General features: G+C 51.7%; 21 protein-coding genes and 1 pseudogene. 17 read left to right on the forward strand and 5 right to left on the reverse strand.

The window, feature by feature from the left end:
• The first annotated feature begins 212 nt into the window (after positions 1 to 212).
• Together gyrA and A3848_RS25745 are read left to right on the forward strand one after the other, a co-directional pair.
• The gene (gene gyrA / locus A3848_RS25740; RefSeq protein WP_074087698.1) at positions 213 to 2,654 is read left to right on the forward strand and encodes a DNA gyrase subunit A; all 2,442 of its coding nucleotides are present in this window, start codon (positions 213 to 215) and stop codon (positions 2,652 to 2,654) included.
• A gap of 348 nt (positions 2,655 to 3,002) precedes the next feature.
• Positions 3,003 to 3,464: a MarR family winged helix-turn-helix transcriptional regulator gene (locus A3848_RS25745; RefSeq protein WP_074087699.1), complete on the forward strand. Its 462-nt coding sequence runs from the start codon at positions 3,003 to 3,005 to the stop codon at positions 3,462 to 3,464.
• A gap of 260 nt (positions 3,465 to 3,724) precedes the next feature.
• Here the strand turns inward: A3848_RS25745 and A3848_RS25750 are convergent, their stop codons facing one another.
• Complete coding sequence (locus tag A3848_RS25750; protein ID WP_074087820.1) at positions 3,725 to 4,462, reverse strand: RluA family pseudouridine synthase; 738 nt, start codon at positions 4,460 to 4,462, stop codon at positions 3,725 to 3,727.
• A 12-nt stretch (positions 4,463 to 4,474) separates the two neighbouring features.
• A complete protein-coding gene (locus A3848_RS25755; protein ID WP_074087700.1) occupies positions 4,475 to 5,338 on the reverse strand; it encodes a class I SAM-dependent methyltransferase in 864 nt (287 codons plus the stop codon).
• 266 nt (positions 5,339 to 5,604) lie between these two features.
• Between A3848_RS25755 and A3848_RS25760 the strand changes: the two genes are divergently transcribed.
• From A3848_RS25760 to A3848_RS25780, 5 genes are all read left to right on the forward strand, one after another.
• A complete protein-coding gene (locus A3848_RS25760) occupies positions 5,605 to 6,471 on the forward strand; it encodes a helix-turn-helix domain-containing protein (protein WP_074087701.1) in 867 nt (288 codons plus the stop codon).
• Positions 6,472 to 6,569: 98 nt separating this feature from the next.
• Positions 6,570 to 6,941 carry a VOC family protein gene (locus A3848_RS25765; RefSeq protein WP_074087702.1) on the forward strand — a complete coding sequence of 124 codons (372 nt, stop codon included), beginning with the start codon at positions 6,570 to 6,572 and terminating at the stop codon, positions 6,939 to 6,941.
• Between the two features lie 200 nt (positions 6,942 to 7,141).
• Entirely contained in the window at positions 7,142 to 7,594 is a 453-nt protein-coding gene (locus tag A3848_RS25770; RefSeq protein WP_074087704.1) for a flavodoxin, read from the forward strand.
• Positions 7,595 to 7,596: 2 nt separating this feature from the next.
• Positions 7,597 to 8,373: a hypothetical protein gene (locus tag A3848_RS25775; RefSeq protein ID WP_074087706.1), complete on the forward strand. Its 777-nt coding sequence runs from the start codon at positions 7,597 to 7,599 to the stop codon at positions 8,371 to 8,373.
• Between the two features lie 83 nt (positions 8,374 to 8,456).
• Positions 8,457 to 8,825, forward strand: a complete 369-nt coding sequence (locus A3848_RS25780) for a winged helix-turn-helix transcriptional regulator (protein ID WP_074087707.1) — start codon at positions 8,457 to 8,459, stop codon at positions 8,823 to 8,825.
• Between the two features lie 66 nt (positions 8,826 to 8,891).
• On the opposite strand, the pseudogene A3848_RS25785 reads toward A3848_RS25780, so the two are convergent.
• The 3 genes and pseudogenes from A3848_RS25785 to A3848_RS25795 form a co-directional block, all read right to left on the reverse strand.
• A pseudogene (locus A3848_RS25785) lies at positions 8,892 to 9,962 on the reverse strand (SDR family oxidoreductase).
• Positions 9,963 to 10,170: 208 nt separating this feature from the next.
• On the reverse strand, positions 10,171 to 11,022 hold the full coding sequence (locus A3848_RS25790) for a GNAT family N-acetyltransferase (RefSeq protein WP_178382081.1): 852 nt from the start codon (positions 11,020 to 11,022) through the stop codon (positions 10,171 to 10,173).
• A gap of 50 nt (positions 11,023 to 11,072) precedes the next feature.
• The gene (locus A3848_RS25795) at positions 11,073 to 11,351 is read right to left on the reverse strand and encodes a GNAT family N-acetyltransferase (protein ID WP_074087710.1); all 279 of its coding nucleotides are present in this window, start codon (positions 11,349 to 11,351) and stop codon (positions 11,073 to 11,075) included.
• A gap of 209 nt (positions 11,352 to 11,560) precedes the next feature.
• Between A3848_RS25795 and A3848_RS25800 the strand changes: the two genes are divergently transcribed.
• From A3848_RS25800 to A3848_RS25845, 10 genes are all read left to right on the forward strand, one after another.
• The gene (locus A3848_RS25800) at positions 11,561 to 12,463 is read left to right on the forward strand and encodes an ArsR/SmtB family transcription factor (protein WP_074087711.1); all 903 of its coding nucleotides are present in this window, start codon (positions 11,561 to 11,563) and stop codon (positions 12,461 to 12,463) included.
• A 236-nt stretch (positions 12,464 to 12,699) separates the two neighbouring features.
• Positions 12,700 to 14,460 carry an ABC transporter substrate-binding protein gene (locus A3848_RS25805; RefSeq protein WP_074087713.1) on the forward strand — a complete coding sequence of 587 codons (1,761 nt, stop codon included), beginning with the start codon at positions 12,700 to 12,702 and terminating at the stop codon, positions 14,458 to 14,460.
• Positions 14,461 to 14,521: 61 nt separating this feature from the next.
• Positions 14,522 to 15,475: an ABC transporter permease gene (locus A3848_RS25810; RefSeq protein WP_074087715.1), complete on the forward strand. Its 954-nt coding sequence runs from the start codon at positions 14,522 to 14,524 to the stop codon at positions 15,473 to 15,475.
• Positions 15,476 to 15,509: 34 nt separating this feature from the next.
• The gene (opp4C, locus tag A3848_RS25815) at positions 15,510 to 16,415 is read left to right on the forward strand and encodes an oligopeptide ABC transporter permease (protein ID WP_074087822.1); all 906 of its coding nucleotides are present in this window, start codon (positions 15,510 to 15,512) and stop codon (positions 16,413 to 16,415) included.
• A 14-nt stretch (positions 16,416 to 16,429) separates the two neighbouring features.
• On the forward strand, positions 16,430 to 17,413 hold the full coding sequence (locus A3848_RS25820) for an ABC transporter ATP-binding protein (protein WP_074087717.1): 984 nt from the start codon (positions 16,430 to 16,432) through the stop codon (positions 17,411 to 17,413).
• On the forward strand, positions 17,406 to 18,371 hold the full coding sequence (locus A3848_RS25825; RefSeq protein ID WP_074087719.1) for an ABC transporter ATP-binding protein: 966 nt from the start codon (positions 17,406 to 17,408) through the stop codon (positions 18,369 to 18,371). Before A3848_RS25820 ends, A3848_RS25825 begins: the two co-directional genes overlap by 8 nt.
• A 257-nt stretch (positions 18,372 to 18,628) precedes the next feature.
• Positions 18,629 to 19,243, forward strand: coding sequence for a 50S ribosomal protein L25 (locus A3848_RS25830; RefSeq protein WP_074087721.1), 615 nt, complete (start codon positions 18,629 to 18,631; stop codon positions 19,241 to 19,243).
• Between the two features lie 230 nt (positions 19,244 to 19,473).
• On the forward strand, positions 19,474 to 20,160 hold the full coding sequence (locus tag A3848_RS25835; protein ID WP_074087723.1) for a hypothetical protein: 687 nt from the start codon (positions 19,474 to 19,476) through the stop codon (positions 20,158 to 20,160).
• Positions 20,153 to 20,821 (forward strand): hypothetical protein, encoded by a 669-nt coding sequence (locus A3848_RS25840; RefSeq protein WP_074087724.1) that lies wholly within the window; start codon positions 20,153 to 20,155, stop codon positions 20,819 to 20,821. The genes A3848_RS25835 and A3848_RS25840 overlap by 8 nt, the downstream gene beginning before the upstream one ends.
• 104 nt (positions 20,822 to 20,925) lie before the next feature.
• Entirely contained in the window at positions 20,926 to 22,398 is a 1,473-nt protein-coding gene (locus A3848_RS25845; RefSeq protein WP_083606839.1) for an MDR family MFS transporter, read from the forward strand.
• The last annotated feature ends 4 nt before the right edge of the window (positions 22,399 to 22,402 follow it).

The raw sequence follows: 22,402 nt of genomic DNA on the forward strand, positions 1-22,402 counted from the left end.
ATTTCAACCGATAACATCGGTATAAATCAAGAAATCTGCAGACAACAGCGGCCGTAAGTCCAAACATTCTCCGTAGTTACGCCGGACACCAATCAGCCCAGTTTTACCTTTGAACATTTCAGGCAATAAACCTGAAGAATTTCCAGCAGCGTAGCCGCCAGGTATCACCAATCATTAAAATGCGGACAGATTGAGGAACAGAAGGTGAGCGAATGAGCAGTTTATCAGAACAGTTTTTGCCGGCTTTTCTGGAAGAGGTCGTCGGTGACCGCTTTGGCCGGTATTCCAAATATATTATTCAGGACCGGGCGATTCCGGATGTCCGTGACGGGCTGAAGCCTGTACAGCGCCGGATTCTGTATGCCATGTACGATTCCGGTAATACCCCGGACAAGCCGTACCGCAAGTCTGCCAAAACGGTAGGGGACGTTATGGGGAATTATCATCCCCATGGTGACTCTTCCATCTACGAAGGTATGGTGCGGATGGCACAGCCCTGGAAGATGGGCCATGTGCTAATAGACGGACACGGGAACTGGGGCTCGATGGACGATGACCCGGCAGCAGCGATGCGTTATACAGAAGCGCGGCTGTCACCGATCGCGATGGAGATGATGCGCGATATCGAGAAGCGTACGGTGCTGTTCAAGGATAACTTTGACAACACGGCCAAAGAGCCAGTCGTTGTGCCCTCCCGTTATCCGAATCTGCTGGTCAATGGGACCAGCGGCATTTCAGCTGGCTTTGCGACGGAAATTCCACCGCATAATTTGCGCGAGGTAATTGACGCGTGCATCGCAGTCATGCAGAAGCCGGATATTGAACTGGAGGATATCATGACCTTTATCAAAGGCCCTGATTTTCCGACAGGCGGCACGATTATGGGCGGCGACGGCATTATGGATGCTTACCGCACCGGGAAAGGGCGCATCTATTTGCGCTCGAAGACGGAGATTGAAACGCTCCGGGGCGGGAAGCAGCAGATTGTGATTACCGAGGTACCGTTCCAGATCGTCAAATCCCGGCTGGTCACTTCAATGGAGAATATCCGGCTGGAGAAAAAGATCGAAGGCATCGCAGAAGTCCGAGATGAGAGCGGACGTGATGGCCTGCGGATCGTAGTCGAGCTGAAGAAGGAAGCGGATGCCCAGGGGATCCTAGCCTATCTGCTCAAAAAAACAGATCTTCAGATCACTTATAATTTCAACATGGTGGCTATTGTCAACAAGTCTCCGCAGCAGCTTGGTCTAAAAGCCATCCTGGAGGCTTATATTGCCCACCAGCGCGAGGTGGTTACCCATCGCACGCGGTTCGATCTGGAAAAAGCAGAAGACCGTGCCCATGTGCTGGAAGGACTGGTTAAAGCCCTGAATATTCTGGATGAGGTCATCGCCGCCATCAAGGCGTCGAAGAACCGCCAGGATGCCCAGAATAATCTGGTCTGGATGTTCGGTTTCAGCGAAAGACAGGCAGACTCCATTCTCACCTTGCAATTGTACAGACTAACCAATCTGGAGATTCATTCACTCCAGAAGGAGCTGGACGAGATGCACGCGCGTATCGCTGTGCTTCAGGGGATTCTGGACAGTGATAAGAAATTGATCGCTGTAATCCGGAAAGAGCTTATTGAAATCCGCGACAAATACGGTATAGACCGCCGCTCCCTCATTCAGGGTGAAGTCGAGGAGCTTAAGGTCAGCCTTGAAGTGCTCGTGAACGCCGAGGATGTCCTTGTTGCTCTTTCGGCTGACGGGTACATCAAGCGTACCGGTATGCCATCCTTCACACGTTCAGGCGGTGAACGGCATGCTTCGGGCGTGAAGGAAGGCGACCATATCATCAAGCTGATGGACCTCAATACCCGGGACAGCCTGCTTGTGTTCACCCGCAAAGGGCAGTATTTCCTGCTGCCGGTGCATCAGATACCGGAGTTCAAGTGGAAGGACCCCGGAACAGCGATTGTGAACGTGATAGCTCTTGCTAAAGGCGATGGAATTGTCACCATTCTCCCAGTCGGCAATATGGAGGATACTCAGGCCAGCCTGGTCTTCATCACCCGTAAGGGGCAGGTCAAGCGTACCGAGCTCAAGGAATACTCCACGAGCCGTTCAGGGGCTGTTGCGGCATGCAAAGTGGCTGATGGGGATGAGATCATCACAGTGGCCCTGAGCAGCGGTGACAAGGAGATCGTGCTGGTGACTCGTGAGGGTATGAGCATCCGTTTCCGCGAGAGCGAAGTGAACCCTATGGGCCGTGTGGCTAGTGGTGTAAGGGGAATTCAATTGCGTGAAGGAGACGAAGTGGTCTCTTGTTTCTGGGTCAGTGAAGATGAAGGCGAAATCCTGTCGGTAACCGAAATTGGCTATGCCAAACGTACCCTGCTGCTGGATTACCCGTCTCAGAGCCGTGGCGGAAAAGGGTTGCCGACCTTTGAATTCAAAGAGGGCAAGCGAGTCCGTCCGAACGGCAGCAGAATTTCAGGTGCCTTCTATTGCCGCGAACCACTTGAACTGGTGGCATTAACCCGTGATGGCTCAATGTATACCTTCTCCTCTGAATCGGCTCCGCTCGGCGAACGGCGTTCGATAGGCAAGCAGCTGGTGTCTGTTGAGAAAAAGGACGAGATTATAAGCCTTTTCCCGGCAATTAAATAGGTATAGGCTTCATAATGACTGCAAGTTATGAAGAAATAAACGGTGTCCCGAATCTCCTTGTGGAGAATAGGGACACCGTTTTATGATAGATATACCGTACGTTAATCTTAGTTCAAAGGATGCATTTCTGTATGGCTTTGGGTTATTTATTTTTCCCTTTTGCAGGAAATGGAATTTTTCTCGCGAAAATGTAGATATGGCGACCCGAAAAGATACCATCCTTATTGATCAAGTAGAAACGGCTTCGCTGTCCTTATCACGACGGTATCCGTTACAGCGAGAAATATAAGGATAATTTATTGTGTGAAACATATAAATTCTTATATTTCAAGAAAGGAAGGAATACGTGTGCACTCCACTGAATTCAGTAAGATCTGGCATAAAATATTAAAGGATTATAAGTTACATATGGACAGCAAGCTTGCCCCTACACTTACAGACGCCCAACTCACTGTACTGGAATTACTGCAGGAACGTGACGCGATGAAGCCTTCTGATCTGGCTCCGCATCTGGCGACCAGCCCTGCAGCAGTAACGATGCTACTGGACCGGATGGAGAAGCATGGTCTGATTGTCCGGGAGCGTGATGCTGCTGACCGGCGAATCGTATGGGTAAGTATTACGAAGACGGGCAAGAAAGAGACCGAACGCGGACTTCAGATCCGCAGTGATTTTTTTGCTGAGGCGCTGGACCCCATCTCTTCCCATAATCAGCAGCTCCTCCTGTATCTGATGGGGAAGATGGTGGTGACACCAACACCAACATCAACATCGGCACCAACACCGGCACCCGAGGGCTCAACCCCCTGACCAGTCAGGGTTTTAGAAAACCGAAAGCTCTTTTTCCAAAATGGTTGCTGCCCCACTTCTCCTGACCGCTACGGAACGTACAGCCTATAATTTCGCTTTAGCGTACTCTGCTAGACTAACGGGCTGTAGAACGCTTAATGCCCCTTCATCAAGCCTATTTCAGGTGATTATCCGTACATAACTCCTATGTCTTTTTTACATGATAAAAGCGGGCAATCAGCCATATAATGCCTATATCACATACAAAAAGCAGGCCTCCGTTACCGGATGGCCTGCTTTTGTGTATGCTGCGACCACAAGCTCCAGGGATGAGTCTGCGGAGGCAGAGAGATCAATTCAACTTCTTCTTTGGTGACGGGGTGGGGGAAGCCGACAAGTGCGGACCACAGAGCAATCTGCTGGCCGGGCTTGTTCACAGCGGCCCCGTATTTCTGATCACCATACAGGGGACAGCGAATACCGCTGAGCTGTACACGGATCTGGTGGGAACGTCCGGTGAGCAGGTCGATCTTCAGCAGACTGTAGCCTTCGGCACTGCCGAGCACCGTATAGTCCAGAATAGCTTCCTTGCCGCCGGGTGTCCCCTGGCGTACAATCGTCACTGTATTGGTCTTGGCATCCTTGAGCAGTGTATGGACCAGGCGGCCCTTCGCAGCTGGAGGCTTGCCGTGAACCACGGTCAGATAGACTTTATGGAAGCTGTGGGAGCGGACACTCTCGGACAACCGTGAAGCAGCTTTGGAGGTCTTGGCGAAGATCATGGCTCCTCCAACCGGACGGTCCAGCCGGTGAACCAGGCCCATATATACATTGCCCGGTTTGTTGAAGCGCTCCTTCACGTCCTCCTTGAGCAGGCTTAGCAGATCAGGATCACCTGTTGCGTCCTCCTGCACCGGAATATTGACAGGCTTCACGATGCCAAGCAGATGATTGTCTTCGAAGAGGATCTCGAACCGGGAGCTTCCGCTGCCGGATTCGTCTATCGTACCAGGTGTCATTTCTGACATGGTTTACGCCTCCCAGCGGCCCAGAATACCGCAAGGCAGGTTCATACCGGAGGCAGTAATCGGCAGGCCGATTTCACCGGAGGTCAGCTTGCCGCCGTAGCGTTTGCCCATCGTCATCGAGAGCATGTTGCGCAGTACGGTTGGAGAAATACCGGTCGTGTAGGAGTTAATTAGCATGAACAGCGGTCTGTCGCTCATAATCTCCATGCAGCTCTCCAGAAACGGATACAGGCTTGCCTCCAATTTCCACATCTCACCGCCCGGGCCTCTGCCATAAGAAGGCGGGTCCATGATGATCGCATCATATTTACTGCCGCGGCGCTGCTCGCGCTGAACGAATTTGAAGACATCGTCGGTAATGAACCGGACCGGACGTTCTGCCAGGCCGGACAGCTGTACATTTTCTTTTGCCCATTGGACCATGCCTTTGGCAGCATCCACGTGAACGACAGAAGCTCCTGCGCTGGCGGCAGCAACAGTAGCCCCGCCGGTGTAGGCAAAAAGATTGAGCACGGAAATCGGACGGCCCGCTTCAGCGATCTTGTCCATCATCCAGCGCCAGTTGGCTGCCTGTTCGGGGAATAGTCCGGTATGCTTGAAGTTGGTGGGACGCAGGTGGAAATTCAGCTTCCCGTAGCTGATTTTCCAATCGTCAGGAATAGTCTTCTTCATTTCCCACTGTCCGCCTCCGGCGGAGCTGCGGTGATAATGTCCATGCACATCGCGCCATTTCGCCGTCTCATTCGCCAGCGGCCAGATGATTTGCGGGTCCGGACGGCGCAGGATGATATCTCCCCAACGCTCCAGCTTTTCTCCGCCGCCAGTGTCGATTACTTCGTAGTCCTTCCAATCACTTGCTATATACATGATTAATCCATCCTTCAAAAAGTCATTTAGCCTTTATTGTACAACATTTTGCCTTGCAGCTACAATCTAAATGGTTGCAAAGCTGCGACTATTCTTATTTTGCCCCAATACTCATTTATGTATAATAATTCCAATAATTGAAGAGATCAGGGAGGACGATATCGCAGATAAAAAAATTCGCAGCGGAATATAGATAGCTGTCATTCTGGCGCTACTGGCAATGATTGTGTATGATCAAAGAATTAAATGAATGGAGGCGGAATCGGATGTTTGACCTTTCCCAGCTGTATTATCCGATTACGGCAAAACCTGCCGGAGCCGGTGAGGTAATGCCCTGCAAGGCATTGCGGTCATATATCCGCTGCTTCTGGGGAACTGCAGCCCTGCCAGAGACAAGTGGACTCTTACCAAAGACCGCCCTAATTGGCGAGTCAATTTCTTTATCTCCGGAGCCGGAAGTGATTATCCCGGATACGTGCATGGATATTATTTGGGAATGGGATGAGCGTACGGGAGAATCTGAAGGCTTTTTTTGCGGGATCAATGATGCGCCGTTTGAAGTGGGACAAGCCACGGAGTCAACCGGCAGAGTGTATTTCGCTATCCGTTTTCATTTCTGGGCCGTGCATTTGTTCGCGGATGATCACCTCAGGGATGTTCTTAATGTTCATGTTCCGGTGGAGCAATATTTCGCTTCTTTTCGCAGAGAACTGGGTTACAGGCTGGGCGCTTCCCTTACCTACGCAGAACGTATCACTGTGGCGGAAGAGTATCTGTTTAAGCGTCTGGAACGGACCGTGCATAGCCGGGATAGCTTGCTGAACGCCGTCTACAGTATTCTTAAGCAGAGAGGTGTCGTTGATGCCAGAGCGCTTGAGAGCACTGCTGGGGTAAGCAGCCGTCAACTGGAGAGGCTTTTCCGCGAATACATCGGCCTTTCTCCGAAAAAGACAGCAGATCTGGTCCGCTTTCAAAATGTATGGCTTGATTTATATCGTTCACCTCCGCCAGCAAGGGCGATGCAGGATATGGTATACGATTACCGTTACAGCCACCAGTCGCATATGATCAACAGCTTCAAGAAGTTTGCCGGCAGAACGCCGCTGGAGGCTTTGGCTTATGCGCGGAGGTAGATGTCGTTTTTTTGCAATACAAAAATGGCAGCAGCGGGTACACTGTTGTCAGCGGGCCAATGTGCAGCTGGATAATAATCTTAAAGGAGTGCGAACCGATGATTTCTTCTTTTGAAGGCATTAACCTGTATACCAAGGATACGGCCGCTTTGGCCAAATTTTATGCTGAACTGCTGGGGGTTCCGGTTCCTTTTGAGGGATTTGGCAATTATGACGGCGCGAAGATCGGTTTTGACCGGGGTCTGCCAGGGCTGATTATCTGGGATGAGAACAAATGGGGCAAGCACACCACTGGAGTTGTTAATCTGGTGTTCTCCTGCAGTAGTCTGGACGAGACCTATGAGCAGCTGAAAGCCCGGGGTCTGGATTGTCAGCCGCCGGCCACCATGGAGTATGGGGGAAAAGAAATGAACTTCCGTGATCCGGACGGCAACGGGATTACCCTGCTGGAAGGCGCTTATTGCGCATGACGTACCACTTGTGAAAAGCATATGATCGAAGCGTTGAACGCGGGCTCTATCCGGTAAGGGAACCGGAGGGCCTTTTTTTTGCGTGCTTAATATTGACAATGAGAATCATTATCAAATAGAATGAAGGAAGTAATACTTGGTTTGAATTTTAACTTGTAATAATCGTATAACATTGTGTTTACTTTGGGAGGAAACCATACATGGCTAAGGTGCTTGTAGCATATGCCAGTTTGACTGGCAACACGGAAGAAATAGCTGAACTGATTGTGGAGGGGATACGCCAGGCCGGAGGTGAGGCTGTTCTGAAATCGGTCACCGACTGCAATGCGGATGAGATCAAAGCCTATGAGGCTGTACTACTGGGGGCATATACCTGGGGAGATGGCGAGCTGCCGGATGAATTCCTGGATTTCTATGAAGAGATGGATGACCTGGATTTGACAGCCTGCAAGGCTGCAGCCTTCGGAAGCGGAGATACGGGCTATGAAATTTACTGCGGTGCGGTGAATCAGATTGAGGAGAAGCTGAGGGGGCGCGGAGCAGAAATTATTCAGGAAAGTCTGAAGATTGAATACGGGCCTAACGCAGCGGAAAAAGAAGTCTGCCGCAGCTTTGGCCGCCAATTTATCGAAACCTGCGCGGCGGTATCTTAGGAATGGGCGGCGCGGCGGGAAGCAGGACAGCAGGGAAACGCGATGCATATGCCCTGCAATACAGCCGGTTGAATGATTTTCGTATGGAGCATATTATGCTGGGAGGAGCGGAAATTTCCGGCAGCGGGCCATCCACCGGGCTGCCGCGCTGGAGGCAGCAGGTGCAGTATGCGGTTGGGCATACGCTGAATGACTTCTACAGTCTGCAGCCCGAGGTGCGCAGGGAAACGCCGATTCAGTTCCTGCTGGAGCGGCGCTGGCCGCCCAAAGGGGATGCTTTTCCATCGTTGCTGCACTATTGGGAGGTCAAGACAGCCGTCGCCGACGAACTGATGCGGATCGTTAGTGTGAATCATCTGCTGGAGGTCCCGGTGCTGCTCTATGAGCAGTGGCATGTACCGGTACCAGTGCTTGATATCGAGCTGGCGATGATTTTTCAGCTGGCTTGGCACTCTATAGTTCCAGGACGCTGCCTCAGCATCCAGAAATTTATGGTGAACGGAAATGAAGACGTAATCACCGGATTTTTGCATATGGCTAATGTGTTCTGCCATCAGGCTTATGGGATGCCGGCCGAGAAGGTGGAGGTCTATTCTCTCCTGGACAGCCGCCGGCATATATTTGATGGTGCGGGAATCCCGCTCCAGGAATCCATGGATTATGTGCGGTTATTGTCCGTATTCCTGGGGCGGGAGGAGTCTGCAGGGAAGCTGCTGAAATACGGAGTGCGCAGAAGCGAACAGGAAGAACTGGTTCACCGGGGGTATGGGTTGATGTGAGCGTGAGTCTGCCTGCAGTATAGCCTGCGCTTGCAAGCAGACGGCCAAGGCGATATGGTTAAGAACAGGGGGTGTTCAAAACCATGCCGGAACCAATCAAAACATATAACACCGCTGTGGAGGCCACGCTTGAGGTAATCGGCGGCAAGTGGAAGCCGGTGATCCTATTTTTTCTTACCTTCGGCAAGAAACGCAACGGTGAGTTCATGAGCCTGATGCCTGTTATTACCCAGAAGGTGCTGACCCAGCAGCTGAGAGAGTTGGAAGAGGACGGCGTTATCCAGCGGACTATATTCAATGTAGTGCCGCCCAGAGTCGAGTATGAGCTGACCGATTACGGCTGGAGCCTCAAGGAAATTCTGCACCTGATGTGCAGGTGGGGCGATACCCATATTGAGCGGGTCTACGGTGATCAAGCCGCTGTACTGGCCCAGCCGCAAACGAAAGAATAAAGAAGCCTGACCCGGAAGGATGGGGTCAGGCTTTTCACGCTGTTTAGGGCTTAATGAATTTGGAGGTTACGGGATGATTTTACGGCTGCGGAAATCTGCAAAGATACGCATGAACATCGCTTCGGTATCGATGAATTCATGGAATCCGAACCGCCGTGCCTTGCTTCCATCGGCAAAAAAATCATAGTCCCAGGAGAAGACAAAATCTCCGAATCCCCATGACGAAACGTCCTGGTAGCTGTTCGGCTCCAGCCCGTATTTCTCTACCATGTCATTCCACAGCTGTTCCTTGTCCTCCATCACTACCGAGAGAGACATGGGCAGCGGCGGTGCGGTATCGAGCCCGAAAAAAGCCGCAATCTTCGGCCAGAGTTCATCCCAGCGGAACAGGTCGCCATTTGTAATGTTGAAGGCCTGATTGGCGCAGCGGGTGTCTGTCGCCGCCCATACGGTTGCCTGGGCAAGCAGGCCTGCATCCGTCATTTCCAGCAGACTATGGTAGGCACCCGGCTTTCCGGGGAACCGGAGCGGAAGTCCCAGCTCCTTCGAGAGGGAGGCATAGACAGCGATGACCATTGCCAGATTCATCGGGTTGCCGAGAGCGAAGCCGCAGACCACAGACGGCCGGATCGCCGACCAGGTTCAGGATTTGCCCAACTGCTGCTTCTCCAGGAAGTTCTGTTGATCGATATTGAATTCTGGCGGCATATGATTGGCATCTGTCTCCCGGGCAGGGGTTTTGAAGGGTCCCAAATGGGCTCCATACACCTTATAGCCCTGCATCAGGCTGATGTGCTGCAGATGATGGGCACGGGGCTCAATGGCCTCAACAACATTCACCAGCATGGCCAGATTCGGAGGGACCAGCTCCGCCCAGGTTGGTCGCTCCTGATAGGCGGCGTAAAAGATATGCGTCACCTCCGGCAGGGCCTCAAGCCTACGTCGTGAGTCCTCAGGACTCAGCAAATCGGCCGCGATGTAGCGCACACGGCTTGTATCTTCTCCGCCCCGGCGTGAAATTCCGATAATATCCCATTCAGGCAGGGTTACCAGGTATTCGATCAGATTGCGTCCGATCACTCCGTTTGCACCAACAACCAGTGCGGTTTTACGTATTCCAGCGTCATCTAGTCTCATAAGCGGGTTCTCTCCTTCAACTTGTGTATGCCCTCATTATGTCTGCTGGACAGGGGAGCGGATAGTACGCACTTTGAGGTTATATAGGCACCTGTAAGTAACAATGACTCCTTCTATGATTGTGCGGATACCAAAGGTCATACGTAAAAGCACCCTTCCTTAAGGCACTGTGCCAAAAGAAAAGGTGCTGTTCAGATTGTGATATGCTTTAGCCGATATAGCGGAAATAATCCTGTTTGTTCAGAATGACGAAGCCGCAGCTTTCATACAGCTTCAGTGCATTAGGATTGTCGAGAGCCACTTCCAGATTCACACCGTTGTAATTGTGCCGTTCCCGTTCAATCGTCTGCAAAAGCGCGCTCCGGCCTATACCCAGTCCACGCAGCTTTTTGTCCACCGTAAACCCGTAGATCCAGGTTTCGTTGTCCTCCGTCCATAGCCGCATCTTGCCGGCGGGCTGTCCATTCATTTCAATCACGATGTGTTCCTGCTGATTGTCATTCATCTGCAGTGTGTACATCTCTGCGGCGTCCTCCCGCGACATATCGAATCCTCCGCAGTCCAGCTCGACCAGAATATCAGCATCTTCCTGGCGTGCAGGCCGCAGGACTATGGTTCCTGCAGCTGAACTGGCTTCGACGGAACCTTGCGGTACAGCAGCCCCATCCCATTTCATCTGATATTCCGCATGGTTGAATACCAGGGGCAGGGTCTTCAGATAACCGGCTGCCGAGGCCGAACTTGCCGGGGCATTGAGCAGCAGTGTTCTGATATTACTACGTTTGATGATGCTCTGTGCCCGTACCCATAGCGAGGTGAAAATGCCTCTGCGCCGGAATCCCGGCCGCACCATTCCGCAGATTTCCATTTCGCCGGCGAAACCGTACAGCCCTATAAAACCAATTAGTTCTTCTTCCTCATAAGTTACCAGCCATTCGGCTCCCCCGGATTCTGGAGACATACGCAGCATGTCCCAATTGAGCTTCAGGCTGATCCCTTCATATTGCTCGCAACGTTGCTGCAATTGCTCTATATCCCTTAATGTATCAGCTGTAGTCAAACGCATATCCTCCTGAAAATTTAATCCCGCAATGGTCTCAATAACCGGGTTCAGCTGCTGAGAACATCCCCGTATTCCGCATGTATCTTGAATTGATGTGCAGCATAAGGGCACTGGGGTACAATCTTAACCTGTTCGGCGCGGGCTTTATCCACAACCGCACGCACTAGCTTCTCACCGGCACCTTGGCCCCGCAGATCTTCGGAGACAAAGGTATGGTCAATCACCCAATTCCCTGTGGCCTCTTCCGTTCTGTATGTAATCTCGGCAAGGTCCTTACCGTCACCAGCAATATAAAAACGTCCTTCTCCCTGTTCAATCTGTCCCATATTCTTCACTCCAATCAGGTTATTGTGACTATATTTTACTACCGTGATCTGGAAAAAGCGAGGATATGGACATGCAGATGTATGTAATTAGGTTACACCTATATATCTCTAAGGGTCAGATAATCTATATAACTTGCGCATGCTCTGTAAAATACCATAAGATTACACTAACGCTGTGATGAATAGAAGTTGCATCAGGGGGAATGGCCATGGAGTATGAGGTTGAGGTTCAGTTTGAGCCGGTTTTTGAACTGGTATGCAGTATACATACGTTTATATGCAAGAAATCCAATAAGAAGATGGATCTGGGTGCCTCATGGTCTGCTGATGTGGGAGGCAGGCTTAGCCCGGAACTGCTGTCCGCTTTGGACGAGACAGGCCTCGGTAATGACTGGAAGCTGCTGAATCTGCTGATTCACCAATGTCCGGTGAAGGAGAGCGTAGATCAGGTGCTGGAATGGTTGCAGCATTTGCCGGTAGGAGAGATGTACGAGACACTTGCAGAATACGTCAGCGTGTTCCCGGTGCAAATGGATCAATTCCGCAGCCGGATGCATTTTCTGCTGTCTGAGTGGAACAGGCAATATTTCAGGGACTGCAGTCCGGAGATCAGCGGCAGACTGCGTCAGCACGCGGACGAACGAAGCCTGGAGCTGGACAAGAGTGCTGTTTCTGATTTTGTGAACAGGACAACGAACGGATTTTATTTTCTTCCGGTGGACGGATTGCGCAAGCTGGTGCTGATCCCGCAGTTCCATTTTCAGCCTGCCAATATTATTTACAGCTTCGGTCCACTGACAATTTGCCATTATGCGGCGAGAGTCTCGGTAACAGACGAAGAGATTTCACCTTTTATGTACAGAACTTTGCGCAGTCTGGGTGAAAAAAGCCGTCTGAAGATTCTACAGTCGCTGGGCGGCGGACGCAGAACCTTTACCGAAATCGCCAAGCAAGCCGGAATCTCCAAGGGGATTGTGCATGACCATATCTTCAGCCTGCGCTGTGCGGGCCTGCTGAATGCCTATATCGAGGGGGAGAACGTTACCGCCTACAGTCTGCGTCTGGAAGGAATTCACCGGATGAATGAGCAGCTGTTCGAATATTTAAAATAAACTTAACGCCGTTTGAGCGGTATTACACCAAGTCAAAGTGATCTCTTAGGGGAGAGAATGCTTTGGCTTTTTGTTTTGCAGGTTTTCGCATAAATTCTGTTTGTGAAGAAAAAATATTTAGTTCTCTCTTTACAGAACCACAATAAATTCCTATAATGTGAACTATCGGTCTTAAACATACTTAGTGGGTAGGAATTGTGAGTATTAAAATTTGGTGAGAAAAGAGATGATTTATTATGAGAAAAAGTACGCTTGTATTGTCCACGCTGCTGATTACAGGTTCAATGCTGCTTGCGGCCTGCTCGGACAATAACAACAGCAATACAGCGTCGGGGAATGTCCCGGCGTCTGCAACAGCTGACTCGGGCGGGACGGCTGGAACGGAGGCGACAGCATCCCCGGCGCCAGTATCAGCGGGTGCGCTAAGCGAACCTTTTACGGCAACGGATTTAACCAAGCTTCCGGCTGTAGCCCAGAACCGCACAGATACGATTATCGTTGGCCTTACGGATCCCAGCGGGGCATTTACACCTTATTTTCAGGAGAGCGGCTATGACGGCAATGTATCCTCCCTGCTGTATGCTTCCCTGGTAACTGTGGATGACAAAGGGGTCCCAACGCCTGAGCTTGCCGAGAGCTGGGATGTATCGGATGATCAGCTTACATACACCTTCCACTTAAGAAAAAACTTGAAGTTCAGCGATGGTTCGCCGCTAACAGCAGATGATGTAGCCTTTACCTGGACGATTCAATACGACAAAGCCTATGACGGCGGCTCCTCATTGCCTTCCCTGAATGTGAAGGGCGGCAAAGCCTATAAAGAGGGCACGGCCAAAACAGTCGAAGGCATCAAGGTCATTGATCCGCAGACGATCTCTGTGACATTGGAGAAGCCGAATGCGACGGCGCTGGTGACACTCGGCTCTAACGTGCTGTCCAAGGCTTACTATGGCAAGGACTATAAGTTCGGCCAATTGGACTATATCAAGAAGCTGCATGAGCACCCGCTTGGCGACGGACCTTACAAGCTGGAGAAATTCCTGCCTGGGCAGGAAGTACGCCTTACGGCCAATGAGAATTATTTCAAAGGCAAACCTAAGACGGAGCATTTCATCTACAAAACATCGGAAGGCGATGTCTGGCAGTTCCTGGAGACCGGAGAGGTTGATTATGCCTCTTTCAGTGCCTCGGAAGAGAATATTGAGAAGCTGAGAGCACTTGGATTTGTGAACATCATTCCTTATACACCAAGCACTTATGGTTACATGCAAGTCAACCTCAAGCATGAGCAGCTTAAGGATAAAGAGGTCAGACAGGCGATTATGTACGGGCTTGATCGTCAGAGCATTTATGTTGATGCCCAGCAGGGAGCAGGCGCCATTGCCAATATTCCGGCTTCGCCAATCTCCTGGGCCTATACCGAGGAAGGCATTAATCCTTACAAATATGATCCGGAAAAAGCCAAACAACTGCTGGATGCAGCCGGCTGGACCGTAGGTGCAAATGGAATTCGCGAAAAAGGCGGCAAGCCGCTGTCCATCCATTATCTCGGCTCGAAAAGCAAGAACACCGATATTTTCATCGCTGTAGCCAAGGAGAATTTTGAAGCACTTGGCATTGAATTCCAGCCGGAGGTCTTTGCAGACTTCAACTCACTGGTGTCCAAGGTGGAAGGCGGAGACTATGATCTGGTATCCTTCTCGACCAGTATGCTGACCGATCCGGCGGACGGGTTCATGCAGTTCTTTGACGGGGAAATCACCGATTATGATAATCCGAAATTCCTTGAACTGTACAACAAAGCGCTTGCTACAACGGATATTGAACAGCGCAAGGCCGTATACAAGGAGCTGTACCAGCTTTTCAATGATGAGCTCCCGATTCTGTTCACCAGCTACAAAAAAACAGTCTATGCCTACAATGGACGCATCCAGAATCTGACGGTCAGCCCGTTCATCGGGCTTGCCGGAAGCCTGCCGGAGTGGACGCTGAAATAATTACACATTCGTCCCCTGCTTCAGCTGTCATGGGCAGGGGACGATCCATAAGGAGCGGGTCATGAGTACCTATCTGACGAAAAGACTGCTGTACATGCTCGTTATTCTGTTTGCGGCCTCGCTGCTGATCTTCTGTCTCTATGCCTCTACACCCGGGGATTTCATTACAGGAAATATTAAGCTGACTGCGGAACGCAAGGCAGAACTGCGGGAAATCTACGGCCTCAACAAGCCGATGCTTGAACGCTACGGCATCTGGATGAACAATGCTTTTCACGGGGATTTCGGGTATTCGCTTGCCCAGCAGAAGCCGGTACTTCAGTTGTTCAACGATTATATTTGGAATTCTTTTTTGCTGGCCGCCGTGTCCACTTTTCTAACTTGGGTGATTGCGGTCATTGTGGGGGTAATCTCGGCCTATAAGCAGTATTCCTGGTTCGATACGCTGGTGATGGTGGCTATCTTTGCCGCAATGTCGCTTCCGTCCTTTTTTATCGGCTTATTCCTGATCAAGATTCTGGCTGTGGATCTGAAGTGGCTCCCGCCGGGCGGGATGATTACAACGGGCAGCAATGCCACGGGGCTGGCATATCTGAAGGAAGTGGTGCGGCATATGGCACTCCCGGTTGTGGTGATGACCTTGCTCGGCTTGGGCTCGCTAACCCGTTACTTCCGCAGCAATATGATTGATGTGCTGAAGCAGGATTATATCCGCACAGCGCGGGCCAAAGGGCTGAAGGAGCGGAAGGTGCTGTTTACCCATGCCCTGCGCAATGCTCTGCTGCCGGCGATTACACTAGTCGGCTTCGAGCTCCCGGCACTGTTCGGCGGCTCGCTGATTATCGAGCAAATCTTCAACTGGCCGGGAATCGGCCAGCTGTATATGAAGTCCTTCGGGCTCCGTGATTATCCGCTGCTAATGGGCTTTACCATGTTTATTGCCATTCTGACCGTCATCGGAACGCTGCTCTCGGACATTTTGTACCGGGTTGCCGATCCGCGCGTCCGGTTATAGGGAGGAGGATACCATTTTGGAAGCTAACAGCAGGATGACCGAGCTGCGCGAATCACGGGTACCGAGGCAGAAGTCCTCACTGTTCAGACAGTCACTGAAGAGGCTGATGAAGAACAAGCTGGCGGTTGCAGGTTTTGGAGTGGTTGTGTTTATGTTTGTCTTATGTTTCATCGGGCCGTTCTTTTCACCATATACGGATAACAAAATTAATATGACCCTGATGAACAAGGCGCCCAATCTGCAGCATTTACTGGGAACAGATGCACTTGGAAGGGACATTCTCACGCGGGTGATGCAGGCCGGACGGATTTCGCTCACGGTTGGTTTGGCTTCAATGGTGCTGTCCGTGTTTATTGGCGCTCTGCTCGGAGCAATAGCCGGTTATTACCGCGGTATCGCGGATCAGGTGATTATGCGGATCGCCGATCTGCTGATGACGATTCCCAGTCTGCCGCTGCTTTTTATCTTCGGGGCGCTGCTCTCGGAATGGAAGGTTAGGGCGGATTACCGGATGTATATCGTCATGCTGATGCTCAGCATTGTGAATTGGCCGGGACTTGCCCGGATGGTGCGGGGGCAAATGCTCAGCCTGCGGGAACGCGAATTTATGCAGGCGGCGGTAGTGCTGGGCCTGCGGGACAGCCGGAAGCTGTTCCATCATCTGCTGCCGAATGTAGTTCCGCTGCTGATCGTCATGGCTACACTCAACATCGGCGGAGCGATATTAAGCGAATCAGTGCTAAGCTTTTTCGGGCTGGGCGTCATGCCGCCTACGCCGACCTGGGGCAACATGATTGATGCAACGAACAATATGATTGATTTTCAGGATCATCCGTGGCTGTGGATTCCTCCTGGACTGTCCATTTTTGCCACAGTGATTGCCATTAATATATTTGGTGACGGCCTCAGAGACGTGCTTGATCCCAAACAGAAAAGGTAGGTGGCCAGCTGCTGATGAAGCATTTAATGAATATAGAAGGTCTCAGTACCGTTTTCTATACAGAAGAAGGGAAAGTAGCTGCCGTTGATCATGTAAGCTTTCAGGTCCGAGAAGGAGAAACGGTATGCATTGTTGGTGAATCCGGCTGTGGCAAGAGTGTAACCGCTATGTCGATAATGGGTCTTGTGGAAGCGCCAGGCGGGAAGGTGGCTGGAGGGAAGATCGATTTTGCGGGTGAAGATTTGCTGGGGATGGACCCGAATACCCTGCGGGCGATCCGGGGCAATGAGATTGCCATGATCTTTCAGGAGCCAATGTCATCGCTGAATCCCGTGATGAAGATCGGGGAGCAGATCATGGAGCCGCTGATGGTGCATCTGAAGCTGAACAAGAAACAAGCACGTCTCCGGGCCATAGAGCTGATCACGCAAGTTGGCATTGCGCGCCCGGATCAAATCGCTGACAGCTATCCCCATGAATTAAGCGGTGGCATGCTTCAGCGGATTATGATTGCCATTGCCATCTCCTGTAACCCGAAGCTGCTGATTGCCGATGAGCCGACCACAGCGCTTGATGTGACCATCCAGGCGCAGATTCTCGATATGCTGCGGGAATTTAAAGCAAACGGAGGGATGTCTATTCTGCTCATTACCCACGATCTCGGCGTTGTAGCCGAAATGGCCGATTACGTGATCGTGATGTATTCCGGCAAAGTCGTTGAAGAGGGTGGAGTCGTGGAGCTGTTCAACAATCCCAAACATCCCTATACAAAGGGGCTGCTGAAATCCAAACCGGTGGTGGGTCAGCGTTTGGAGGAGCTGTATTCGATTCCGGGCCAGGTGCCGAATCCGCTGGAGCTCGAGCCCTCCTGTTATTTCCATGACCGCTGCGAGCAGTGTCTGCCCGTCTGCCGCAGCCGGCAGCCGCAGCTTAAGGAGCTGGACGGCGGACAGAAGGCAGCCTGCTGGCTGTATGAGGAGGCGGAAGTCCATGTCTGAGGCGTTACTTGAAGTTAATCATCTGAAAAAATATTTTCCGGTTACAGAAGGGCTGCTGAACCGCACGGTCGGACAGGTGAAGGCCGTGGATGACATCAGTCTTACCCTTCAACCTGGTGAAACCTTCGGACTGGTCGGTGAATCAGGCAGCGGCAAAAGCACAGTAGGACGGACAATTCTGCGTCTGACCGAAAAGACAGCGGGTGAAGTGAAGTTCAAAGGTCAGGATATCCACAGCCTCTCCTCTGCAGAGCTTCGTCTGCTTCGGCCACAAATGCAGCTGATTTTCCAGGACCCTTATAGCGCGCTTAATCCGCGTGTACGGGTGGGTGATGCGATCGGTGAAGCCCTGCTGGACCATGGATTATGCTCCAGGCATGAGGTGCGGGAGCTGGTGCTGGAATCACTCGATGCCTGCGGCTTGTCCGCTTACCACATCGACCGCTTCCCGCATGAATTCTCCGGAGGGCAGCGCCAGCGGATTGGCATCGCCCGGGCACTCATTCTGAACCCGGATCTAATCATTGCCGACGAGCCGGTTTCGGCGCTAGATGTGTCAATTCAAGCCCAGATTATCAATCTGTTCAGCAAGCTGCAAAGAAGCAAGGGAATGGCCTACTTGTTCATCTCCCATGATCTGAGTGTGGTCGAGCATTTATGCTCCCGGATCGGCGTGATGTACCTTGGTTCCATGGTGGAGACCGCTTCCCGGGACGAGCTGTTCCACAGCCCGCTGCATCCGTATACTAAGGCGTTGCTATCTGCAGTGCCTGTGCCGATTCCTAGACTGAAACGGGAACGGATCGTGCTGAAAGGTGATATTCCAAGTCCGGCGAATCCGCCTTCCGGCTGCAAATTTCATACCCGTTGCCCGTTTGCCGTGGAGGTCTGTAAGGCGCAAACCCCTGTTTTCCGTGACGCCGGAGGCGGACATTTTGTGGCATGTCATTTGGTTTAGTTTAGATGAAAATGGATTAAAATTGAATAATACCCTATTTTGACTTGCCAGGTACGCAGTGCTATACTGATTCCAATGTAGGCATATATGGTTAATAAGAGACTAATTAGACCTGCATATCTAATGGGTCTTTTTTTATTTTGTGCCAAGAACTACTCAATGCAGCTAAGCTGACAAAACTTGGCGTATGCTTCCGAGGCAGTTTTTCCGAAGCTGAATCGCGGGTGTTGCGCTAAAAAAATTTTAGGAGGAATATCATGAATACCACAGTACGTTTGACTGAAAGATCCGGCTCGACCTCTTCACAGCGGAGCAAAGGCTTTGTACCGGTTGTCGTCTACGGTGCAGGTTCAGATAGCCAGTCCTTTACAGCAGATGCGAAGACATTGAACGAAATACTCGGCAAAAACCCCCGGGCCATCCTTAAGGTAGAACTCCCGGATTCCGGCTCCAAAAACGTGGTGATCCAGGAAGTGCAGCGCCAGCCGTTGTCCCGCAAGCTGCTGCATGTGGATCTTCACCAGATTGATATGAAGGCTGAACTGGTCACCAAGGTTGCTTTTCACTTCAGCGGAGATCCTGTAGGCGTGAAGAGCGGCGGTATTCAGCAGGTAGAGCTGTATGAACTGGATATCCGCACCTTGCCGGACAAGCTGACCGCGACATTTGAAGTGGATATCACCGGCCTCGACATTGGGGACCAATTGCTGGTCTCGGATCTGCCGAAGCATGAGGGCTGGGAAGTGCTCACTCCCGAAGATACGCTGATTATCCGTATTGCACCTCCGGTAGCACTGGAAGAACCTGCTGATACAGATTCGGATACCCCGGCAGCTGCTGTAGCTTCCGAGGAAGCGAAGACAGTGGAATAACTCTAATCACAGTTACATGGGCGTATAAATATACGTAACTAACAGGAGCAGACATATCCTTACCAAGGAGCTGTCTGCTCCTTTTTGTTGGCAAGGGGCCATAGAATAGTCTGGAAGAATGAGCGGAAATCCTCCTGAGGGCGGAGGTCCGCTGTATTGTTGTGGAATACAATCGGAAGTACAGGATGGGGATATGAGGCATTCGGTCAATCATTAGAGGGGGTCAGGTTATGGATCAGGCAACGGCGGCAGATTTAGTGATTGCCGGGATAGGCGGGGCAGCTGGAGGAACGTACCATCATGTTAATCTGGAGGGAGTGAGCCGGATCGGTGGTCCGGTGCGCGCCCGAACTTTCAAGGGGAACGGCCTCATGAGGCTGGGGGGAAGCCTTACCGTAGATGAAATGGAGACGAATGGTGATCTCAAAGTAGGCGGAGGCCTGCAGATGGGAACGATGAAGCATGACGGGCTCCTGAAAATGGATGGCGGCCTGCGAGGAGAAAACTGTACATTGAGCGGGGTCATCGGTATCAAAGGAGACTGTGAGCTGCGGAATTTCACGGTTGAGGGTTCAGTTACCATCAGCGGCTTCCTTAGCGCAGAGCATGTGGAGCTTGCGCTGCAAGGGCAGACCCGAGTGAAGAAGATAGGGGTAGAGAGCCTGGTGGTCCGCAAGGCGGGCTCGGGGGTCTGGAGTAAGCTTGCGGGTGGCGTTATACCAAAGCTCAGGGCAGAGCTTCAGACGAGTGTAATAGATGGTGATTTTATTGATTTGGAGTATACGACAGCGGATGTGGTAAGAGGGGCTATAGTGATTATCGGAGAAGGCTGCAGCATCGGCCGGGTGGAATACCGTGAAGGATTAACTGTACACCCTGGAGCCACAGTAGGGATGGAGGTGAAGACCGGTGAATGATACAGAAGAGCGGACGAATCTGAAAGTACTGGGGAATTCAACCTCAGCGGGTGGATACTTCCTGGACGTGAAGGTGACCGGGGAATGTACATTTAATGGTGATGTGGATTGCCGGAAAATGACGCTGATGGGCGAAACCGAGGTCAATGGCAGACTGGTTATGGAGAGTATGAAGCTTACTGGTGAATGTGCCGTAAAGGGTGGTATTGAGGGTGAATCCATGCGTGGACAAGGGGATATCAAGGCTGCAAGTATTCACGTGGAAGGCATTAAATTCACTGGAAATCTTAGCGTCTCAGGCGATTGCGATGCAGAGGACATGCACATCAGCGGTGCACTCCAGGTACAAGGAGTGCTAAGCGCAGAGACATTGGAAATATCGCTGTTCGGTCCTAGCAGGGCAGCCGAAGTCGGAGGCGGAAGCATCAAGATCAAACGCAGTCTTGGCGGGAAGCTGATTCGTCCGGGACATCCGGGAAGTCTGCGGTTTACCGCGGGCCTGATCGAAGGAGATCAGGTGGAACTGCAGGGGACGACAGCAGGAACAGTCAGAGGCGGAAATGTTGTCATTGGTACCGGCTGTGAAATTGACATAGTGGAATACCGGGATTCTCTGGACATTCATAGGAATGCTACAGTAAGGAATCAAGTGAAGCTGTAAAGTAATCAATTAGAATCAAGGGATAAGGAGTGGAACCTGTGAGCTCAGCTTCAAAAACACCCAATCTGGGCATTGTCATTGCCGGTTTGCTGTTAGGTATACTTATGGCTTCTATGGACAGCACGATTGTCGCCACGGCGATGGGCAACATTGTCGGCGAGCTGGGCGGGATGGACAAATTTGTCTGGGTCACCTCGGCGTACCTGGTTGCCGAAATGGCGGGAATGCCCATTTTCGGCAAGCTGTCGGATATGTACGGCCGCAAAAAGTTTTTTATCTTTGGAATTATTGTATTTATGGCCGGCTCGGCGTTATGTGGTACTGCGGAGACAATTACCCAACTGGCTGCTTACCGGGCCATTCAGGGAATAGGTGGCGGCGCGCTGGTGCCGATTGCCTTTGCCATTATGTTCGATGCGGTCCCGCTGGAGGCACGCGGTAAGCTTGGCGGCGCTTTTGGAGCGGTGTTCGGTCTTTCCAGTATCTTCGGTCCCCTGCTTGGGGCTTATATTACGGATCATATTGCCTGGCAGTGGGTCTTCTACATCAACTTGCCGCTGGGATTGGTTGCTTTGGTTATGGTCGTGGGCTTCTACCGGGAATCGGTGGAGCATTCGAAGCAGCCCATTGACTGGCTGGGTGCAGGAACACTGCTTGGTGCAGTGATCAGCTTAATGTTCGCGCTGGAGCTGGGCGGCAAAGAATACGCCTGGAGCTCCGGGCTGATTCTGGGCTTATTCGCAGCGTTTGCCGTCCTGACGGTGCTGTTTCTGTTCACAGAGACGAAGGCAAAGGAGCCTATTATTTCTTTTGCCCTGTTTCGGCAAAGACTGTATGCCACCAGTATTCTGTGCGCCTTATTCAGCGGTGCGGCCTTTATCGCCGCCTCGGTCTATATCCCCATCTTCATCCAAGGCGTGCTTGGCGGATCGGCTACGAATTCAGGGCTGGTGCTGCTGCCGATGATGGTTGCCTCGGTCATCACAGCCTCAACTGGCGGTTTCCTGATGGCCAAAACCAGCTACCGCAGCCTGATGGTGCCGACACTGGCCCTGCTTGTACTGGGTACTGGACTTGTAGCAACGCTTGCACCGGATGCCTCGCGCCTCCTCCTGACGCTGTACATGATCCTCATTGGACTCGGTGTCGGGGCATCCTTCTCGGTGCTCGGAACAGCAGCGATCCATGGCCTGACACCGCAGCAGCGCGGTTCGGCCAGCGCGACCATGAACTTTATTCGTTCGCTCGGCATGACCATTGGAATTACGACCTTCGGGATCATTCAAAGCCATTATCTAAGCTCGAAGCTGTTAACTGATATAGGGTGGTGGAGCGGAGGAGATCCCTCAGGCGGCCCACTCAATTTTAAGGACCCGCATGCGCTGCTGTCCCCGGAGACCCGGGCTCAGATTCAACCGGAAATTCTGGACAAAATTACTAAGGGTCTGTCTTTCTCCATTACTACCACTTTCGCCTGGGCTGTCATACCAGCCCTGCTGGCGCTGCTGGCGGCATGCTTCATGGGCCGCCAGAGAATGGATGCTTCAGCGGAAGGGAAGGTACCTTCCGGACACTGAGACT

The organism is Paenibacillus sp. P32E (assembly GCF_001909085.1).
GTDB classification, from domain to species: Bacteria; Bacillota; Bacilli; order Paenibacillales; family Paenibacillaceae; genus Paenibacillus_AQ; species Paenibacillus_AQ helianthi.

Excerpts from the sequence above, each read along its gene's own strand:
- A3848_RS25750 (WP_074087820.1), bottom strand. The coding sequence starts at position 4,462 with ATGACACCTGGTACGATAGACGAATCCGGCAGCGGAAGCTCCCGGTTC.
- A3848_RS25770 (WP_074087704.1), top strand. The coding sequence starts at position 7,142 with ATGGCTAAGGTGCTTGTAGCATATGCCAGTTTGACTGGCAACACGGAA.
- A3848_RS25780 (WP_074087707.1), top strand. The coding sequence starts at position 8,457 with ATGCCGGAACCAATCAAAACATATAACACCGCTGTGGAGGCCACGCTT.
- A3848_RS25775 (WP_074087706.1), top strand. The coding sequence starts at position 7,597 with ATGGGCGGCGCGGCGGGAAGCAGGACAGCAGGGAAACGCGATGCATAT.
- A3848_RS25795 (WP_074087710.1), bottom strand. The coding sequence starts at position 11,351 with ATGGGACAGATTGAACAGGGAGAAGGACGTTTTTATATTGCTGGTGAC.
- A3848_RS25825 (WP_074087719.1), top strand. The coding sequence starts at position 17,406 with ATGTCTGAGGCGTTACTTGAAGTTAATCATCTGAAAAAATATTTTCCG.
- A3848_RS25765 (WP_074087702.1), top strand. The coding sequence starts at position 6,570 with ATGATTTCTTCTTTTGAAGGCATTAACCTGTATACCAAGGATACGGCC.
- opp4C (WP_074087822.1), top strand. The coding sequence starts at position 15,510 with ATGACCGAGCTGCGCGAATCACGGGTACCGAGGCAGAAGTCCTCACTG.
- A3848_RS25760 (WP_074087701.1), top strand. The coding sequence starts at position 5,605 with ATGTTTGACCTTTCCCAGCTGTATTATCCGATTACGGCAAAACCTGCC.
- A3848_RS25755 (WP_074087700.1), bottom strand. The coding sequence starts at position 5,338 with ATGTATATAGCAAGTGATTGGAAGGACTACGAAGTAATCGACACTGGC.
- gyrA (WP_074087698.1), top strand. The coding sequence starts at position 213 with ATGAGCAGTTTATCAGAACAGTTTTTGCCGGCTTTTCTGGAAGAGGTC.
- A3848_RS25800 (WP_074087711.1), top strand. The coding sequence starts at position 11,561 with ATGGAGTATGAGGTTGAGGTTCAGTTTGAGCCGGTTTTTGAACTGGTA.
- A3848_RS25830 (WP_074087721.1), top strand. The coding sequence starts at position 18,629 with ATGAATACCACAGTACGTTTGACTGAAAGATCCGGCTCGACCTCTTCA.
- A3848_RS25835 (WP_074087723.1), top strand. The coding sequence starts at position 19,474 with ATGGATCAGGCAACGGCGGCAGATTTAGTGATTGCCGGGATAGGCGGG.
- A3848_RS25820 (WP_074087717.1), top strand. The coding sequence starts at position 16,430 with ATGAAGCATTTAATGAATATAGAAGGTCTCAGTACCGTTTTCTATACA.
- A3848_RS25845 (WP_083606839.1), top strand. The coding sequence starts at position 20,926 with ATGGCTTCTATGGACAGCACGATTGTCGCCACGGCGATGGGCAACATT.
- A3848_RS25810 (WP_074087715.1), top strand. The coding sequence starts at position 14,522 with ATGAGTACCTATCTGACGAAAAGACTGCTGTACATGCTCGTTATTCTG.
- A3848_RS25805 (WP_074087713.1), top strand. The coding sequence starts at position 12,700 with ATGAGAAAAAGTACGCTTGTATTGTCCACGCTGCTGATTACAGGTTCA.